Here is a 16,274-nt window from a genome sequence, read left to right as displayed (position 1 = left end):
GCCGCCGCGCGTACGCGGCACCGCTGCCCCCGCCCGGCGGCGCGCGGTTCATCCCGCCGGCCCGGCGCGCGGGCCTACCGCCGGTCCGGCGCGCGCGGTCGCCCGTGCCACCAGCACGCCGTCCACCCGCCCCAGGATCCGCACGCGCGCCCCGACCTCGACGACGGCGCCGGTCACCGTGCAGCCGGCCGGCTCGGCGTCGTTGGCCGTGACGACCTGCCCGGCGAGCGTGCAGGGATCTGACGCCGGACCGCCGACCCGGTGCAGGGCCGTGGCGGCCGCGAGCGCCGCCAGGTCGGCCGCCGTCTGCGCCGTGGCACGGGCATGCACGGCCTGGGCGAGCCCGGCGACGGCGATCGTCAGGGTGATGAGGACCGCGACGAGCCCGAGGACGAGGACCGTCCCCGCGCCGCGATCGGACCGGACGCCCTCCCGTTCGCGGTCGCTGCCCGGCCGCCCTCTCATCCCGGCACACCGGGCTCGGGCACGGCGCGGGCGCTCGCCGTGGCCCTCAGGTCGGCCAGCCCGAGCGGGCCGGGCAGGTCCTGCGTGACCTCGACGACGAGGTAGCTCCCGTCACCGCGCACCCGGACGACGGCGTCGGCGCCCGCGAGCCGTGCCGTCAGGTCGGCGACCGCCGCGTACGGCTCCCCCAGCGCGGCGGCGCGGGCCCCGGCCCGGGCGGCGTCGGCCACCCGTACCTGGGTCAGGGCCGCGCTCGCCGCGGTCAGCAGGGCCACGAGGAGCAGCACCACGCCCGGCAGCGCGAGCGCGAGCTCCGCGGTGACGCTCCCCCGCTCAGCTCCGCCCGCCGACGGGCGGGGCCGTCCGGCCCCGCCCGTCGGCGGCTGGTGAGGCGTCATCCCAGGCCGAGGGCCGAGCGGATCAGGTCCGAGATCAGCTCCCGCACCCAGTCGCTCTTGAGGATGGCGAGCAGCACCCCCGCCAGCGAGGCCGCAGCGACCGTCCCCACCGCGTACTCGGCCGTCGCCATCCCCGCCTCGCCAGAGGCGTGCACCTGCCTGAGCCTGCGCCCCATGGCCGCACGGACGCGTCCCCCATGTCGTCGTACCGTCCTCATCGTTGGCTCCTTCCGTCGGGCCCCGAGGGGCCTCGTCCCGGACGAGCCGGCCGGCTGCCGGCCCGTCACCGACGAGACTGCTCGGGCGCGCGGACCACGTGCCGGCGCCGCCGCCGCGGCTGTGGACGCCGGGGCAGGACGCGCCGCTGTGGAGCCGGTGGCACGAACGGGGCGGCTCGAGGCGCGCGCGGTGATGTCCCGACGCCGGGGGCGCGGGCTCGGGTCGAGGGTGCGGGACGAAATCCCTGGTCGAGGGCGCAGGCACGGGTGTGGGCGGCCGACCCCCGGGAGAGGCGCGCGACGTGGCGGCGGTGCTCAGCGTCCGAGGAGGGGGCCGCCGGCGGCGATCACCACGGGGAAGACCCCGAGAAGGATGAACGCCGGCAGGAAGCACAGCCCCAGCGGCAGGACCAGGCGCACGCCCAGCCGGGCCGCGGCCTCCTGCGCCTGCCGGTGCCGGCCGGCGCGTACCGACTCGGCGGCACGCCGCAGGAGCGGGCCCGGGGCGACGCCGTCGGCCCAGGCCGGCTCGAGGGCGTCGGCGAGCGGGGTCAGCATGCCCGGCGCCGACTCCCACGCCTCGGCCCACGGCGCCCCGAGCAGCAGCGCGGTGCCCGCCTGCTCGAGCGCCGGCCCGACGGCCACCCGGCGCCGCCGTCCCCACGGGGCCGCCCTGGCCGGGCGAAGCCGGGCGCGAGAACCACTCGGACCTCCACCGGCCGTTCGCCGGCGCGGGCCATCGGGCACCTGACCGGCCCGAGCCGGCCGGGGGCCAATCCCCGGGCCCCTTGGCGGACCGATGCCCGGACCCATCCCCGCAGCGGCGCCCGGCCCCGGACGACGACCTTCGGTCGGAGCGGTCACGGCCCGGCCGAGCGCCTGGAGCGTCCCCGGCACCGAGGCGCCCGCACCGAGGGCGGCGTCGGCGAGGTCGAGGAGCACGGCGACGTCGATGAGGCCCCCCGGCGGGCTGCCTGGGGTCTGCCGGGGCGGGCCACCGGGCACGCGTCGGGCGGCGCGGCCGTTCATGGCCCAGGGCAGCGAGGCGAGCACGACGGAGAGCACGAGGGCGACGGTCACGGCGGCCGCCCGTCGGCGGAGGTGCGCGCCGCCCGCTCGAGCGCCGCCACCCAGCGCCGCCCCAGGACGAGGAGGACGCCTCCGAGGAGGAGGCAGGCGGTACCGAGGCCGCCGTCGAGCAGCACGTGGAAGGGGTCCGCGCCCACCGCCACGCCCAGCCCCAGCCCGAGCACCGGCAGCCACCCCAGCAGCCGGGCGCTGGAGCGCGGGCCCGCGAGCGCGATGGCGCGCGCGGCCTGGGCGTGGCCGGCCTCCGTGATCCCCTGCGCGCAGCGCTCCAGCACCTCCGCCAGCGGCGCCCCGATCTCGTGGGTGAGCCGGCACGCGGCCAGCGCACCCGGCAGCGCGCCGGCGGTGGTGGCGCCGACGGCGGCGGGCCAGGGCGGCCCGCGCCTCGTGTGCCCGCGGGCGAACCGTCGCAGCGGGCGCGGGAGCCGCTCGTGTGCCTCCTGCCGCGCGGCCAGCTCGAGCAGCGGCGCCGGCACGCCGTCGTCGCCCATCCACGCCTCCGTGCCGGCGGAGTTGCCCGGCGCGAGACCCGCCCGCGCGAACGTCTGCGCCCACGCCGCCTCGACGCCGGACCCGGTGCGCAGCCGTGTGGCCACCTCGGTCACGATCACCCCGAGGTCGACCTCCGCCCCGCGACCGCGACGCCATCGCGCCGCACGCCGCGGGCCGCCGGCGCGACGCGCGGCACCGTGCGGTGCGGCCAGCGACCGCCCGCGGAGCGACAACGGCCGGCCGCGCTCGGAGCGCCGCGGGGGCCGCGCCAGCAGCACGGCCGCCGCGGTGAGCGCCCCCGCCAGGACCGCGGCCGTCATGGCGCCCCCGCCGCGTGCCGGCCGCTGGGCGCAGCACCCAGCCGCGTCGGCGCACCCCGCCGCGGCGGGGTGCCCCCCTCCGGCGTCGGCCGGGTCTCCGCCTCCGGGGACATGCCCAGGCGGGCGGCCAGCCGCGCCCAGCCGGGACCGCGGCGCACCGTGCCGTCGGGCGCCACGGCCAGGGCGATCGTGCAGACGAGCTCGCTGCCCGACCTCGTGAACACCCCCACCTCCACCAGGCGGCGCAGGCCGCCGTCGCGCCGCAGGTGCACCACCGCGTCCAGGGCGCTGACCGCCTGCGCGGCCACCGTGCTCTCCGCCATCCCCGCGAGCGCGCCCAGGGCCACCAGCCGGGCGGGCACGTCCGCCGAGGCGTTGGCGTGGACGGTCGCCCAGCCGCCGTCGTGCCCGGTGTTCAGGGCGGTGAGCACGTCGCGCACCTCGGGCCCGCGGCACTCGCCCAGGACGAGCCGGTCGGGGCGCATGCGCATCGCGGCGCGCACCAGGTCGCTGAGCGGCACCTCACCGACCTGCTGGACGTTGGCGCGGCGGACCTGCAGGTGCACCACGTGCGGGTGGTCGGGGCGCAGCTCGGCCGCCTCCTCGATGCACACGATCCGCTCCCCCGGCCCGACGAGCGACAGCATCGTGGCCAGCAGCGTCGTCTTGCCCGATCCGGTGGCGCCCGAGACGAGCACGTTCGCGCGCCGGTCCACCAGGGCGCGCAGCACCGGCTCGGCGGCCGGGGCCACCGTGCCGCAGCCGACGAGCTCGCCCAGGGTGAAGACCCGGGACCGCTGGGTGCGCAGCGAGATGAGGGTCCCGCCGGCGGAGAGCGGGGGCAGGACGGCGTGCAGGCGTGTGCCGTCGGGCAGGGAGCCGTCGACCACCGGGCTGGCGTCGTCGAGGCGCTGCCCGCAGGCGGCCGCGAGACGGGTCGCCAGGGCCCGCACGGCCAGGGCGTCGGCGAAGGTCTCGTCCGTCGTCTCGACCCGCTCGAGCCCGTCACCGCGGTCGATCCACACGCCGTCCGCGCCGTTGACCAGCACGTCCGTGACGCGCGGGTCCTCCAGCAGCGGCTGGATGACGGGGCCCGCGCCGCGCAGCTGGGCGCGGACCGCGGTGTCGAGCTCGAGCAGGCCGCGCGCGCCGAGGGCGGCCACCGGGCCGTCGGCGAGCGCGCCGGGCAGCGTCTCCCCCCGCGCCAGCGCGGTGCGGACCTGCACCACCGCCTGGGCGGACGCGACGGCGGTCACGCGCCCAGCCCCAGCCGCTCGAGCAGCACCCGGGCGGTCGCCACGAGATGGCCGCGGCGCTGGTCCCCCGGCGCCACGCCGTGCTCGATGCCCGCGGGGAGCGCCCGCTCGTCGCGCATCCGTGCCACCAGCGTCATCCCCGCGGCCTCGGCCAGCTCGCCGGCGTCGTCGCCGCGGACCACGAGGTGGGCGCGGGTGCGCGCGAGCGCCGGGGCGGCCGCGACGAGGGCCGCCTTGCCACGCACGCCGTCGCGGCCGACGACGACCACGTCCGGGCACCACGTCAGCCACAGCTCCTGCGCCGGGCCCGGCGCCAGGACCTGGCGCGGCAGGTCGAGGACGACGACGTCGTGGCCCTGGCCCAGGGCCCGCACGGTGGAGCGGGCGAGGAGCCCGACCGGCCCCGTCCCCCCGCGCCGGTCCCCGGAGAGCACCCGCACGAGGTGCCAGTCGGGCAGGGCGAGCGCCAGACGCTCGGGCAGGAACGCCCCCTGCTCCTCCCGCAGGTCGGCCCAGCGCTTGCCGGGGTCGTGCTCGATCCCGAGGAGGACGTCGAGGCCCCCGCCGGCGGGGTCGAGGTCCACGAGCGCCGTCGCCGCCCCGCCCGCGACGCTGACCCGCGCCAGCGCCGCGGCCAGGACGGAGGCCCCCGCCCCGCCGTGGGCGCCGACGACGCCGACCGTGCGGGCGCGGTGCCGGACCGCGGTCGCGACGAGCAGGTCCAGGAGCACGCCGGAGTCGCCGGGCAGGTCGACGGCGCCCGGCACCGCCGCGCCGTCGGGCATCTCGGCGAGCCGGCCCGCGTCCACCCGCACCTCCAGGCGCTCCGCGGGCGCGCCGTACGTCCCGGCTACGTGGCGCAGGGCGACGACGCAATGCGGCATGGGCTGGTCCGGCGCCACAACCGTCAGGCCCACTCCCGCCAGGTCCGTCAGCCGCCGGACATGGCCGACGACGGCGGGGTCCTCGCCGCGCAGCGCGACCTGCACCGTCTCCTCCGCGTCGCCGCCCCAGCTCACCCTCATGCTCCCGCGCCCTTCGTGCGTCGTGGTCCGAGCGTGCCCGTCCCGCCCCGGCCGGGCGGGGCGCGTGTGGACATCCGGCGCCGTCGCGGCATGTGGACCGGGCCGCCGTGGGCGGTGCCGGGAACGGCTCCCGGCCCGGGTCGACGCCGCGGCGAGGGCGCGGCCGGGCACCGGGTCCGCGGCCGCCCCCGGAGCGCGGGACAGCGCACGGCGTGACCTGCCAGAGTGTGGCCATGCACCTGACGCACTTCGGCCACTCCTGCGTGCTCGTCGAGACGTCCGCCGCTCGGCTGCTCCTCGACCCGGGCACCCTCTCCGAGGGCTTCGAGCACCTCCGGGACCTCGACGCCGTCCTGATCACCCACCAGCACCCCGACCACGCCGACCTCGCCCGCCTGCCCGCCCTGCTCGCGGCGAACCCGCACGCCGTCGTCCTCACCGACGAGGGGACCGCCCCGGCCGTCGAGGGCCTGGCCGTCGACGGCCTCGGCGCGCGGGTGCGCACGGTGCGTCCGGGCGAGGAGCTGACCGTCGGCGGCGCGACCGTCGACGTCCTCGGCGGCGCCCACGCCACCATCTACGACGACGTCCCGGGAATCGCGAACGTCGCCTACCAGGTCGACGGCGGCGCGTTCTTCCACCCGGGCGACTCGCTTGTCGTGCCTGACGCGGCCGTGGACGTGCTGGCCCTGCCCACGAGCGGGCCCTGGCTGAAGCTGGCGGAGAGCATCGACTACGTCCGCGCGGTCGTGCCGCGGGTGGCCGTCCCCATCCACGAGCGCGCGATGGCGAACACGCGGATGGCGTACACGAACCTCGAGCGGTTCTGCCCGGCGGGCACCACGTTCACCCCGCTGCAGGCGGGCGAACGCACGGCCCTGTAGGGCGCGGCCCACGCCCGGAGGTGCCCGTGAGCGGCGAGCCCGAGAGCCCCGACCGGCCCCGCCCGGCCGCGTTCTTCGACCTGGACAAGACGGTCCTGGCCGCGTACACCCCGATGCTGCTGGCGCGCCCGTTCCTCGCGGCCGGGCTACTGACCCGTGCCGGCATCGCCCGCTCGGCCTGGGCGCAGCTCGGCTACGTGTTCCTGGCGGCGGACCATCGCCGCAGCGAACGGGTCCGGGGCCAGCTGAGCCGGATGGTCGCCGGCTGGGAGGTCACGCGCCTGCAGGAGGTCGTCGAGCTCGCGCTGGACACCGCCGTCTCGCCGTACGTCTACCTCGAGGCCGTCGAGCTCATCTCCCAGCATCACCGGGCCGGCCACGACGTCGTCATCGTCTCCGCGTCGGCCGAGGACGTGGTGCGGCCCGTCGCGCGGATGCTCTTGGCCGATGACGTCGTCGCCTCCCGCATGCACGTCGCCGACGGCCGCTACACCGGCGCCATCGACTACTACGCCTACGGCGCGACCAAGGCGGCGGCGGTGCGTGACCTCGCCCGGCACCGCGGTTACGACCTCGCCCGGTCGTTCGCCTACTCCGACTCGATCACCGATCTGCCCATGCTCGAGGCCGTCGGTCACCCGGTGGCGGTCAACCCCCACCGGGACCTGCGCCGGATCGCCGTGTCGCGCGGCTGGGAGGTGCGCGACTTCGCCCGGCCCGTGCCGCTGCGGGCCTGGTTCCCCCGGCCCGTGGACGCGCGGGTCACGGTGGTGGCGGTCCTGGCGGCGACGGCGGTGACGGCCGCGGCGGTCCTCACCGCGCTGGCCACCGGCAGGCGGTTCCTGCGCCGGTCGCGGCGCTGAGTCCCCGCGCCTCCGCCCGGGCGCGTGCCGCCGCCTCGGCCACCCCGTCCTGCCGCTCGAGGGCGTGCAGGGCGGCGACGACGTCCGTGGCCATGCTCACACGGTACGTGGCCCCTTCGTCCCGCGGTCGCCGGCGCCTGCGCCGCGACGATCAGAGGGTGCTGTCCCTCCCCCAGACCCTCGAGCTGCACGGCGACCTCGCCGTGCACAAGGTCGAGCTCGCCCGGACGCCCGCGCGTCACCTGCTCTCGGCCGCGCTGGCGGGCGCCTACGTCGGCGTCGGGGTGCTGCTCATGCTCGCGGCGGCGGGGCCGTTGCGGGCGGCCGGCAGCCCGTGGGCGCCCACGGTCCAGGGCGCCGTCTTCGGCATCGCCCTGGTCCTCGTCGTCTTCGCCGGGGGCGAGCTCGCGACGAGCGCGATGATGATCCTCGCCCAGGGGACGATGCTGCGCCGCGTCGCGCCCGGCGCGGCGGCCCGCGCCCTGGGCCTGACCGTGGGCGGCAACCTGCTCGGCGGCGCGGCGCTGGGCCTGCTCGTCCACCTCTCCGGGGTCCTGGCGCCGTCGACGGCGGGCGGGCAGATGCTCGCCTGGTACGTCGAGCACAAGGCGGCGGCGAGCACGGGCGAGCTCTTCGTCCGGGGCGTCCTGTGCAACATGCTGGTCTGCCTGGCCATCTGGTGCGCGAACCGGATGAGCAGCGAGGGCGCCAGGATCGCCGTGATCGCGTGGTGCCTGTTCGCGTTCGTCTCCCTCGGCTTCGAGCACGTCGTCGCGAACATGACGACGTTCACCCTCGCGCTGCTCGCCGGGGCGGACGCCGCCACGTGGGGCGAGGCCGCCCGCAACCTGGTGGTCGTCGGGCTCGGGAACCTCGTGGGCGGCGCCGTCCTCGTCGGCGGCGCGTACGTCGCCGTCGGCCGCGACGATAGGGTTCCCGCACGACCATGGAGGACCGTTGAGCACTCAGGACAGCCATCCCACGAGCGGGTCTGAGGGCTCCCCGACGCCGCCGGGAGGCGCACCCGCCTCACCCCCGGAGGGCTCCGCGCCGCACGCGCCGGTACCCCCGCGCTCACGCATGCGCGCCCACCTCCTCGCCGTCGTCGTGGGCCTGGTCCTGACGCCCGTCGGCCTGCTGGCCCTGCTGCACGGAGCCGCCCAGACGGTGGCGGCCCTCGGTGACGGCGCGGGCCCGGAGCCGCTGCTGGGGCTGGCATGGGCGTTGCTGGGCGCCGCCCTGCTGGGCGCGGTCGCCGCCGTCGCCGCGGTCGGGTCGAGCCTGGCCCTGGTGGTCGGCGGCGTCGTGTGGGGCGTGCTCCCCGGCCTGCTCGGCGGGTCCGTGGCGCGCCTCCTGTTGGAGCGGGCGGTCGCCGGGTCCGGCGTCGGCGTGGCCGACGCCGTCGCCTTCCCGGCGCTGGGCGGCACGCTGCTGGCGGCGGGCGTGGTGCTCACGGGCGCCGGGCTCGCCGCGCACCTGGCGCGCCGGGCGGGACGCGGCCAGGAACGCGCGGAGGCGGAGCTCGCCGCCGCCGACCGCGACGACGACTCCAGGGCCGGCACCGCCGCCCCGGTCCCGCCGCGCTCCCGGGTGAGGGCGCACGTCCTGGGCACCGTCGTCGCGGTGGTCCTCACGCCGTTGGCCCTCATACTCCTGGGCAGCGCCGCCAACCGCCTCATGCTCGGGTTCATGGTTCTGCGCGACGACAGCGAGCCGTGGCAGCAGGCGCCGCTCCTCGGTGCCTGCGTCCTCCTGCTCGTCGTCATGGTGCTCGGCCGATGGTCCTCGCTCGGGCCGCAGCTCGCCGGCTGGCTCCTGTGCCTGCTGCCCGGGGTCGCGGTCGCGCTCAGCGGCGCGGTCCCCTCGCTGCGCGGGCCGCTCGAGACCGTGCTGGGCAGCCCGGCGGGGAGCGCGCTGATCCTCGGCGGCGCGCTCGTGGTGCTCGGCGTCGTGATGGTGGTCGGCGGCGCCGCGGCGCACTTCGCGCGGCGGGCCGGCCGTCGCTTCGAGCGCGTCGACCTCGCCCTCGCGAGCCGCTGACCAGCGGCGTCCCGGCGCGGCGGGCCCGGGGTCGTGGTGCGCCGTCGGTACGGTGACGAGGATCCCAGGAGGCCCGTTGACCACGCCCGACCCGCAGCACCACGACCCGCGCATCGCCGCCCGACCCCGGGGCGTCGACCCGGCGCCCCCTGGGGCGGGCGACGCGCGCACGGCCGTCGCCGGCGCCTCCGGCGTCACCGCACCGAGGTTCGACGTCACCGGGCTCGACACGCCGGGCCTGGGCACGCCGGCGCCTGACCTGCCGGGCCCGGGCACGCCGGGTCCGGCCGCGCCCCAGCTGGAGCCGGACCCCGCCGACCCGCCGGGGCCGGGCCCGGACGACACACGCGCACGGCACGGCGCGGGCCGCGGCGCCGATGCCGCGGTCGTCGACGACCCGGAGTCCACCGCCGTGCGGCGCCAACGCCTCCTGCGCCTGCCCGAGGACGAGCCGCAGCGTGGCGGCGAGGCGGGCCCGGTCGGCTCGCCCGGTGCCGACGCGGGTACGAGCGCGGGCGCCGCAGGCGGCCATGCCGCGACGACCGGCGTGGCCGTCCCCACGGGCGCCCGGCCGGTTGCCAGGGACGCTTCGCCCGCCGCGGCGGGGGACGTCGCGCCGGACGCCGTCACGCCCGTCACGGCCGCGGTCCCCAGCCCGGGCACTGCGCCCGTCGCCGGTGCCGCCCCGGACGCCAGCACCGGGCGCGCCGAGGCGCCCGCGTTGCGTGCCCGCTGGCGCGACGCCCCGGTCCCCGAGGCCGACGTCGTGCTGGCCGGCGCCACCCACACGCGGGCGCGCTCGCGCGCCGCTGCCCACTGGTGGGGACTGGCCGTGGCGGCGGTACTCACCCCGGTCGCCTGGTACCTCGTGGCCGACGGCGGAGCCCGCCTCACGCTCGGCGACACCACGCCGTGGTCGACGGGTGCCGTGGCACCGGCCGCGCTCGTCGAGCTCGCGGGCGGCCTTGTGGTGGTCGCGCTGGTCATGCTCGCCGCCCGGTGGTCCTCGGTGGGCGCGATCGTCAGCGGCGCGCTGGTTCTCGCCGCCGGCGCGGCCTTCCTCGCCTTTCCCGGCGAGACGCGGGAGCTGCTCACGCCCGTGCTCGACCGGCTCCGCGGGTTCAACGACCTCGGCGGCAACGTCGCCCACCACCTCGTCTCCGACGGCTCGAGCGGGCGACTCGCCCTCTACGGCGTCGCGCTGGCCCTCCTCGGCGTGGTCTCCCACGGCGCCCGACGGCAGGGCCGCCGCGAGGAACGCGCACGCGCGACGCACGAGAGCCGGGAGCAGCCGGTCACGCGCAAGGGCGTCGCCCGCCACGGCTCCGCGCGCTGAGGCCGCGTCCGCCTGGGCGTGCCGCGGGCCCGGCGCCCAGCGCCGGCCCGCGAACGTTCGGCGGGGGGCGCCCGATTCGCTATGTTGGCATCGCACTGTGTGCCACGGCACACCGCCGCCGCCTACGGCTCCGACGACCGCACCAGGGAGGACACAGATGTCCCACAACGAAGCTCCAGCCGTGCCGAACGAGGGTGGGCTGGAGAACCTCCTGCACGAGCACCGCTCGTTCCCGCCGAGCCCCGAGTTCGTCGCCCAGGCCAACACCGGCCCGGAGATCTACGAGCGCGCCGCCGCGGACCGTGAGGGCTTCTGGGCCGAGCAGGCGCGCGAGCTGTTGACCTGGTCGAAGGACTTCACCGAGGTCCTCGACTTCTCGGGCGCCCCGGTGGCGCGGTGGTTCGGCGACGGGCAGCTCAACGCCGCCTACAACGCCGTCGACCGGCACGTCGAGGCCGGGCACGGCGACCGGGTCGCGATCCACTTCGAGGGCGAGCCGGGCGACAGCCGCGCCGTGACCTACGCCGAGCTGCTCGACCAGGTCAGCCGGGCCGCGAACGCCCTGACGGCGCTCGGCGTGCGCACGGGCGACCGGGTCGCGATCTACCTGCCGATGATCCCCGAGGCCGTCATCGCCATGCTGGCCTGCGCCCGCATCGGCGCCCCGCACTCCGTCGTCTTCGGTGGGTTCTCCGCCGAGGCCCTGCACAGCCGCATCGACGATGCCGAGGCCCGCGTGGTCATCACGGCGGACGGCGGCTACCGCAAGGGCAAGGCCACCGCCCTGAAGCCGGCCGTGGACGACGCGCTGAGCAAGGGCAGCCCAGTCGAGCACGTGCTCGTCGTGCGCCGCACCGGCCAGGACGTCGCCTGGACCGAGGGCCGCGACGCGTGGTGGCACGACGCCCTCGAGGCGGCCAGCCCCGAGCACACGCCCGTGCCGCTCGACGCCGAGCACCCCCTGTTCATCCTCTACACGTCCGGGACCACCGGGAAGCCCAAGGGCATCATGCACACCACCGGCGGGTACCTCACCCAGTCGGCCTTCACCCACAAGTACGTCTTCGACCTCAAGCCCGAGACGGACGTCTACTGGTGCACCGCCGATATCGGCTGGGTCACCGGCCACACCTACGTCACGTACGGTCCGCTGGTCAACGGCGCGACCCAGGTCATCTACGAGGGCACCCCGGACACCCCCGACAAGGACCGCTGGTGGGCGGTGGCGGAGAAGTACAAGGTCTCCATCCTGTACACCGCCCCCACGGCGATCCGCACCGCCATGAAGTGGGGCGAGGAGTACCCCGCGCGCCACGACCTGTCCTCCCTGCGGGTCCTCGGCAGCGTCGGGGAGTCCATCAACCCCGAGGCGTGGATGTGGTACCGGCGCGTCGTCGGTGGTGACCGGACCCCCGTCGTGGACACGTGGTGGCAGACCGAGACCGGCGCGGCGATGATCTCCCCGCTCCCCGGCGTCACCGCCACCAAGCCGGGCTCCGCGCAGACGCCGCTGCCCGGCATCAGCGCCGAGGTGCTCGACGAGGCCGGCCACCCGGTGCCCAACGGCGGCGGCGGGTATCTCGTGCTCACCGAACCGTGGCCGGCGATGCTGCGCGGCATCTGGGGCGACCCGCAGCGCTTCCAGGACACCTACTGGTCCCGCTTCGAGGGGATGTACTTCGCCGGTGACGGCGCGAAGAAGGACGAGGACGGCGACATCTGGCTCCTCGGCCGCGTCGACGACGTCATGAACGTCTCCGGCCACCGGCTCTCGACGACGGAGATCGAGTCCGCCCTCGTCTCGCACCCCATCGTCGCCGAGGCCGCCGTCGTGGGCGCGAAGGACGACACCACCGGCCAGGCGGTCGTGGCGTTCGTCATTCTGCGCTCGGACGCGACAGCGCGGATCGACGAGATCGGCGAGAACGTCGTCGCCGAGCTGCGCGCCCATGTGGCCAAGGAGATCGGCCCGATCGCCAAGCCGCGCTCGATCCTCGTGGTCGCGGAGCTGCCCAAGACGCGGTCCGGCAAGATCATGCGCCGCCTCCTCCGCGACATCGCCGAGGGCCGCGAGGCCGGGGACGTGACCACCCTCGCCGACTCCGAGGTGATGAGCAGGATCAGCGCGGGGATGCAGCGGTAGGGCGCCGGGCGGGTGTTCCTCGCCCGGCGCTCCCGGGGCGTGAACCACCGCGCCAGACGGCCTAGCCTGGGTCCATGCCTGCCGTCTCCCACACCCCCGGTGCGGGAGACGCCCGGACGGACGGCGTGGACCGCCGCCACGAGATCGGCCGGGCCGCCCGGGACACCGTCGGCGTCGGCATGGGCTACCTGCCGCTCGGCGCGGCGTTCGGCGTGCTGCTGGCCACCAGCGGCCTGGACTGGTGGTGGGCCCCGGTCTTCTCGGTCCTCATCTATGCCGGTTCCATGGAGTTCCTGGCCATCGGCCTGGTCACCGGCGGTGTGGGTTTGGCGCAGGTGGCGGCGACCGCGTTCTTCGTTAACTTCCGGCACGTGTTCTACGGGCTCAGCTTCCCGCTGCTGAAGATTCGCTCCGGGCTCGGCCGGCTCTACGGCGTCCACGCGCTCACCGACGAGGCCTACGCCCTCCTCGCCACGAAGCCCCACCACGACCTCACCGGCACCCGTGTGCTGGCCACCGAGGTGCTGTGCCACCTCTACTGGCTCACCGGGTCGGTCACCGGTGCGCTGCTCGGCGCCTCGCTGGGCCTCGACGCCGGGGGCCTCGGCTTCGCGCTGACGGCCGTGTTCGTGGTGCTGACCATCGACGCCTTCCGCGCCGCGCCCGACGTGCCCACGCTCGTGATCGCCGTCGCCTGCGCGGTCCTGGCGCTCGCCGTCCGGCCGGGCAGCATGCTGGTGGTGGCGCTCCTCACGTTCGTCGCGGTGCTGATCGGCCGGTTCCTCCTCGCGGCCCGGCGGGCGCGGCATGCCTAGCGCGGCCCAGACGCTGCTCACGCTCCTGGTGATCTTCGCGGTCACCTACGCGCTCCGGCTCGCGCCCTTCCTCGCGCTGCGCCGCGTCCGGGAGTCCCCGGTGGTCGCCTACCTCGGCCGCACCATGCCGCTGGGCGTCATGGCCGTCCTGGTGATCTACACCCTCTCCGCCGTCGACCTCACGGCCGCCCCGCACGGGCTGCCCGAGGCCGCCGGCATCCTGGTGACCGCGGGGCTGCACCTGTGGCGGCGCAACGCGATGCTGAGCATCGTGGCCGGCACGGCCGCGTACATGGCGGCCCTCGCGCTGCTCTGAGCGCCCGCGGCTCTCTAACGGGGGCGCGCACCCGGTAACGTGCCCGTGTGGTTGCCGACTCGAGCTGTGTCCTGGTCCCCGGGCCGTGGGAACACCACAACATCCCCGCCAACGGCGCCCAGTTCCATGTGGTCCTCGCCGGACCCCAGGACCCGGCGCGCCCGCTGGTGGTCCTCCTGCACGCCTTCCCGCAGTTCTGGTGGGCGTGGCGCCACCAGATCCCCGCGCTGGCCGAGGCCGGCTACCGGGTCGCGGCCATGGACCTGCGCGGCTTCGCGGGCTCGGACAAGCCCCCGCAGCGCCACGAGACCGCCGTGTTCGCGCGCGACGTCGCCGGCGTGATCCGCTCGCTCGGCGCCCCGGGCGCGGTGATCGTGGGCCACGGCTTCGGCGGCACGGTGGCGTGGTCCATGCCCTCCTTCGCGGCGGGGCTGACCCGCGCCGTCGCCGTGCTGGCCAACCCCCACCCGTTGCCGCTGCACTCGTTCGGCAACCACGTGCCCCTGCGCGCCCTGCGCGCCCTGGCCCGCTTCCAGGTGCCGTGGTTCCCCGAGCACAGCCTCAGGCACGGCGACCTCGTCGCGCGGCTGCTGCGGGCGTGGTCGGCGCCGGGCAACGACGGCGCCACGTCGCAGTCCGAGCTGTACACGCAGGCCATGGGGCTGCCGTTCGCTGCGCACAGCACCATGGAGCACTTCCGGTGGCTGGTGCGCGCCACGCCCCGGACCGACGGGCGCCGCTACCTCGCCGCGGTGCGCCAGCCCGTCGCGGTCCCCGTGCTGAGCGTCCGCGGGGACGCGGACCCGCTGATGCCGGCCGGCGCGTTCGCCCGGGACGCCGACCACGTCGCCGGGCCGTGGCGCCAGGAGGTAATCCCCGGCGCGGGCCACTTCCTCCCGGAGGAGGCGCCCGGCCGGGTCACCGAGCTGCTGCTCGAGTTCCTCGGCGCGCACGCGCCCGTCCTTGCCTGACCCGACCAGTACCGACGCCAGCACGCCAGGCCCGCCGGCACACCGGTCCGACGCCGGGCGTCGTCAGACGGTCACCAGCGCCCGGGCGGCCGCAGGGTCGGTCTCGCCCTCGCCGTAGGACGGGCACAGCTCGGCCAGGACGCAGGCCCCGCACGCCGGCTTCCGGGAGTGGCACACCCGCCGGCCGTGGAAGATCAGCCGGTGGCACGCCATGGTCCACTCCTCCGGCGGGAGCAGCTCGGCGATGCGCCGCTCGACCTTGACCGGGTCCTTCAGCGTGGTCCAGCCCAGCCGGCGGGCGAGTCGCCCGACGTGCGTGTCCACGGTGATCCCCGGGACACCGAAGGCGTTGCCCAGCACCACGTTCGCCGTCTTGCGCCCGACGCCGGGCAGCCGGACCAGCTCCTCCAGCGTGCCGGGCACCTCGCCGCCGTGCTCGGCGACCAGGGCGGCCCCGAGGCCCTGCAGCGCCTTGGCCTTGGCGCGGAAGAACCCGAGCGGTCGAAGGATCTCCTCGAGGTCCTCCAGGCGCGCACCGGCGTAGGCGGCGGCGTCGGGATAGCGGCCGAACAGCGAGGGCGTGACGGCGTTGACCCGTTTGTCCGTCGTCTGGGCCGAGAGCACGGTGGCGACGAGGAGCTCGAGCGGGGTGGTGAAGTCGAGCTCGCAGCGCGCGTCGGGCCACGCCCGGGCGAGGAGCTCGTCGACCGCCTCCGCCTGCTCTCGCGCGGCCTTCGCCGACCGTGGTCTCGCCCGTGCAGCGCTCATACCGCCCAGGGTAGAGGGCACGCCAGGGCTCTGACCTGTGCCAGCGATCACTCGGGGTGGCAGGATGGGGCCCAGTATGTGGGCTGCGCCCCGTACGTCAGCATTCAGACGCCCGATGGCAGATGGGACCCCTTGTGGAAACGAACGTGATCGGCTCCGTGCCACTTTTCGAGGCACTCGGCGAGCAGGACCAGGCCGAGCTGCGCGCCGCGATGACTGAGACGACGCTGCGCCGCGGCGAGACGCTCTTCAACGAGGGGGACCCCGGCGACCGCCTGTACATCCTCACGGACGGCAAGGTGAAGCTCGGCCACACGTCCCCCGACGGTCGCGAGAACCTCATCGCCGTCCTCGGCCCCGGAGAGCTCCTCGGTGAGCTCACCCTGTTCGACCCGGGCCCCCGCTCGACCACGGCTACCGCGGTGGCCACGACGCGCATGCTCGAGCTCGAGCACAAGGACCTCATGCAGTTCCTGGACACGCGTCCCGAGCTCGCCAAGCACATGCTCAAGGCCCTCGCCCAGCGCCTGCGCCGCACCAACGAGTCGCTCGCCGACCTGGTGTTCTCGGACGTGCCCGGACGCGTCGCCAAGGCCCTCCTCGACCTCGCCGACCGCTTCGGCGAGCGCACCGACGAGGGCGTCCACGTGCCCCACGACCTCACGCAGGAGGAGCTCGCGCAGCTCGTCGGCGCCTCCCGCGAGACCGTCAACAAGTCCCTCGCCGAGTTCGTCTCCCGCGGGTGGATCCGCCTGGAGGGCCGGGCGGTCCTCCTCCTGGACACCGAGCGGCTGCGGCGCCGGGCCCGCTGAGCCCACCGGGGACGTCCCCGCGCGACGACGGCGCCGCCACCCGACCGGGTGGCGGCGCCGTCG

The 16,274-nt window shown here is 76.6% G+C and carries 18 protein-coding genes; 10 read left to right on the top strand and 8 right to left on the bottom strand.

Annotated elements, in window-relative coordinates:
- Positions 1 to 48: 48 nt before the first annotated feature.
- From EJK16_RS08085 to EJK16_RS20120, 7 genes are all read right to left on the bottom strand, one after another.
- Positions 49 to 465: an Rv3654c family TadE-like protein gene (locus EJK16_RS08085; RefSeq protein ID WP_127128156.1), complete on the bottom strand. Its 417-nt coding sequence runs from the start codon at positions 463 to 465 to the stop codon at positions 49 to 51.
- Positions 462 to 863, bottom strand: coding sequence for a TadE family type IV pilus minor pilin (locus EJK16_RS08080; RefSeq protein ID WP_240645870.1), 402 nt, complete (start codon positions 861 to 863; stop codon positions 462 to 464). Before EJK16_RS08080 ends, EJK16_RS08085 begins: the two co-directional genes overlap by 4 nt.
- Positions 860 to 1,018, bottom strand: coding sequence for a DUF4244 domain-containing protein (locus tag EJK16_RS08075; RefSeq protein WP_240645869.1), 159 nt, complete (start codon positions 1,016 to 1,018; stop codon positions 860 to 862). Before EJK16_RS08075 ends, EJK16_RS08080 begins: the two co-directional genes overlap by 4 nt.
- A gap of 378 nt (positions 1,019 to 1,396) precedes the next feature.
- Entirely contained in the window at positions 1,397 to 1,726 is a 330-nt protein-coding gene (locus EJK16_RS08070; RefSeq protein ID WP_205739665.1) for a type II secretion system F family protein, read from the bottom strand.
- 431 nt (positions 1,727 to 2,157) lie between these two features.
- The gene (locus EJK16_RS08065) at positions 2,158 to 2,982 is read right to left on the bottom strand and encodes a hypothetical protein (RefSeq protein WP_127128152.1); all 825 of its coding nucleotides are present in this window, start codon (positions 2,980 to 2,982) and stop codon (positions 2,158 to 2,160) included.
- Positions 2,979 to 4,238 carry a TadA family conjugal transfer-associated ATPase gene (locus EJK16_RS20125; protein WP_240645868.1) on the bottom strand — a complete coding sequence of 420 codons (1,260 nt, stop codon included), beginning with the start codon at positions 4,236 to 4,238 and terminating at the stop codon, positions 2,979 to 2,981. Before EJK16_RS20125 ends, EJK16_RS08065 begins: the two co-directional genes overlap by 4 nt.
- A complete protein-coding gene (locus tag EJK16_RS20120) occupies positions 4,235 to 5,263 on the bottom strand; it encodes a hypothetical protein (RefSeq protein WP_127128150.1) in 1,029 nt (342 codons plus the stop codon). Before EJK16_RS20120 ends, EJK16_RS20125 begins: the two co-directional genes overlap by 4 nt.
- A gap of 233 nt (positions 5,264 to 5,496) precedes the next feature.
- Here EJK16_RS20120 and EJK16_RS08050 point away from each other — a divergent pair, with 233 nt between their 5' ends.
- The 9 genes from EJK16_RS08050 (at position 5,497) to EJK16_RS08010 (ending at position 14,631) form a co-directional block, all read left to right on the top strand.
- Complete coding sequence (locus tag EJK16_RS08050) at positions 5,497 to 6,147, top strand: MBL fold metallo-hydrolase (RefSeq protein ID WP_127128148.1); 651 nt, start codon at positions 5,497 to 5,499, stop codon at positions 6,145 to 6,147.
- Between the two features lie 26 nt (positions 6,148 to 6,173).
- Positions 6,174 to 7,010: an HAD family phosphatase gene (locus EJK16_RS08045; protein ID WP_127128146.1), complete on the top strand. Its 837-nt coding sequence runs from the start codon at positions 6,174 to 6,176 to the stop codon at positions 7,008 to 7,010.
- A 158-nt stretch (positions 7,011 to 7,168) separates the two neighbouring features.
- The gene (locus EJK16_RS08040; protein WP_127128144.1) at positions 7,169 to 8,005 is read left to right on the top strand and encodes a formate/nitrite transporter family protein; all 837 of its coding nucleotides are present in this window, start codon (positions 7,169 to 7,171) and stop codon (positions 8,003 to 8,005) included.
- 85 nt (positions 8,006 to 8,090) lie between these two features.
- On the top strand, positions 8,091 to 9,050 hold the full coding sequence (locus tag EJK16_RS08035) for a hypothetical protein (protein ID WP_127128142.1): 960 nt from the start codon (positions 8,091 to 8,093) through the stop codon (positions 9,048 to 9,050).
- Positions 9,051 to 9,126: 76 nt separating this feature from the next.
- A complete protein-coding gene (locus EJK16_RS19520; RefSeq protein ID WP_164737244.1) occupies positions 9,127 to 10,386 on the top strand; it encodes a hypothetical protein in 1,260 nt (419 codons plus the stop codon).
- 157 nt (positions 10,387 to 10,543) lie between these two features.
- On the top strand, positions 10,544 to 12,529 hold the full coding sequence (gene acs / locus EJK16_RS08025; protein ID WP_127128140.1) for an acetate--CoA ligase: 1,986 nt from the start codon (positions 10,544 to 10,546) through the stop codon (positions 12,527 to 12,529).
- Between the two features lie 74 nt (positions 12,530 to 12,603).
- Positions 12,604 to 13,344, top strand: a complete 741-nt coding sequence (locus EJK16_RS08020; RefSeq protein WP_127128138.1) for an AzlC family ABC transporter permease — start codon at positions 12,604 to 12,606, stop codon at positions 13,342 to 13,344.
- The gene (locus EJK16_RS08015; RefSeq protein WP_127128136.1) at positions 13,337 to 13,660 is read left to right on the top strand and encodes a branched-chain amino acid transporter permease; all 324 of its coding nucleotides are present in this window, start codon (positions 13,337 to 13,339) and stop codon (positions 13,658 to 13,660) included. The genes EJK16_RS08020 and EJK16_RS08015 overlap by 8 nt, the downstream gene beginning before the upstream one ends.
- A 47-nt stretch (positions 13,661 to 13,707) precedes the next feature.
- Positions 13,708 to 14,631, top strand: a complete 924-nt coding sequence (locus EJK16_RS08010) for an alpha/beta fold hydrolase (protein ID WP_127128134.1) — start codon at positions 13,708 to 13,710, stop codon at positions 14,629 to 14,631.
- 63 nt (positions 14,632 to 14,694) lie between these two features.
- Here EJK16_RS08010 and nth read toward each other — a convergent pair whose 3' ends face one another.
- Entirely contained in the window at positions 14,695 to 15,399 is a 705-nt protein-coding gene (gene nth, locus EJK16_RS08005; protein ID WP_127128132.1) for an endonuclease III, read from the bottom strand.
- Positions 15,400 to 15,521: 122 nt separating this feature from the next.
- Between nth and EJK16_RS08000 the strand changes: the two genes are divergently transcribed.
- Positions 15,522 to 16,211: a Crp/Fnr family transcriptional regulator gene (locus EJK16_RS08000; protein WP_127128130.1), complete on the top strand. Its 690-nt coding sequence runs from the start codon at positions 15,522 to 15,524 to the stop codon at positions 16,209 to 16,211.
- The last annotated feature ends 63 nt before the right edge of the window (positions 16,212 to 16,274 follow it).

Source organism: Georgenia sp. SYP-B2076, assembly GCF_003991205.1.
Lineage (GTDB): Bacteria > Actinomycetota > Actinomycetes > Actinomycetales > Actinomycetaceae > Georgenia.
The sequence above is the reverse complement of the archived record's forward strand: the minus strand, read 5'-3'. Positions and strand labels throughout refer to the sequence as shown.

Bases quoted from the DNA above. Each gene is read 5' to 3' on its own strand.
- EJK16_RS08085 (WP_127128156.1), bottom strand. From the start codon at position 465: ATGAGAGGGCGGCCGGGCAGCGACCGCGAACGGGAGGGCGTCCGGTCC.
- EJK16_RS08015 (WP_127128136.1), top strand. From the start codon at position 13,337: ATGCCTAGCGCGGCCCAGACGCTGCTCACGCTCCTGGTGATCTTCGCG.
- EJK16_RS08050 (WP_127128148.1), top strand. From the start codon at position 5,497: ATGCACCTGACGCACTTCGGCCACTCCTGCGTGCTCGTCGAGACGTCC.
- EJK16_RS08080 (WP_240645870.1), bottom strand. From the start codon at position 863: ATGACGCCTCACCAGCCGCCGACGGGCGGGGCCGGACGGCCCCGCCCG.
- nth (WP_127128132.1), bottom strand. From the start codon at position 15,399: ATGAGCGCTGCACGGGCGAGACCACGGTCGGCGAAGGCCGCGCGAGAG.
- EJK16_RS20120 (WP_127128150.1), bottom strand. From the start codon at position 5,263: ATGAGGGTGAGCTGGGGCGGCGACGCGGAGGAGACGGTGCAGGTCGCG.
- EJK16_RS08020 (WP_127128138.1), top strand. From the start codon at position 12,604: ATGCCTGCCGTCTCCCACACCCCCGGTGCGGGAGACGCCCGGACGGAC.
- EJK16_RS08035 (WP_127128142.1), top strand. From the start codon at position 8,091: ATGCGCGCCCACCTCCTCGCCGTCGTCGTGGGCCTGGTCCTGACGCCC.
- EJK16_RS08065 (WP_127128152.1), bottom strand. From the start codon at position 2,982: ATGACGGCCGCGGTCCTGGCGGGGGCGCTCACCGCGGCGGCCGTGCTG.
- EJK16_RS08000 (WP_127128130.1), top strand. From the start codon at position 15,522: ATGGGACCCCTTGTGGAAACGAACGTGATCGGCTCCGTGCCACTTTTC.
- acs (WP_127128140.1), top strand. From the start codon at position 10,544: ATGTCCCACAACGAAGCTCCAGCCGTGCCGAACGAGGGTGGGCTGGAG.